1 protein-coding gene is annotated in these 301 nt (G+C 65.1%); it reads left to right on the top strand.

Annotated elements, in window-relative coordinates; all coding sequences use genetic code 11:
* Window positions 1–301 (top strand): 4Fe-4S dicluster domain-containing protein (locus tag SM757_RS35255; RefSeq protein WP_322468902.1); only part of this gene is annotated, 301 nt, incomplete at both ends.

The raw sequence follows: 301 nt of genomic DNA, 5'->3' as shown, positions 1-301 counted from the left end.
GACTTCCAGAAGATCGAGTACCCCAAGCCGGACGGCAAGCTGACCTTCGACCGGCTCTCCTCGGTGTTCGTGAGCAACACCAACCACGAGGAGAACCAGCCCGCGCACCTCACGCTCAAGGACGCGACGGTGCCCGTGCGCATCAACCTGCCGAAGTTCGCCGGGCCGGAAAGCCGCTACTGCCCCGCGGGCGTGTACGAATTCGTGGCGGCCGAGGGCGGCGGCGAGCGCTTGCAGATCAACGCCCAGAACTGCGTGCACTGCAAGACCTGCGACATCAAGGACCCGACGCAGAACATCG

This window comes from Azohydromonas lata (assembly GCF_034427735.1).
Lineage (GTDB): Bacteria > Pseudomonadota > Gammaproteobacteria > Burkholderiales > Burkholderiaceae_C > Azohydromonas > Azohydromonas lata.
This window is presented reverse-complemented; position numbering and strand designations above follow the sequence as displayed.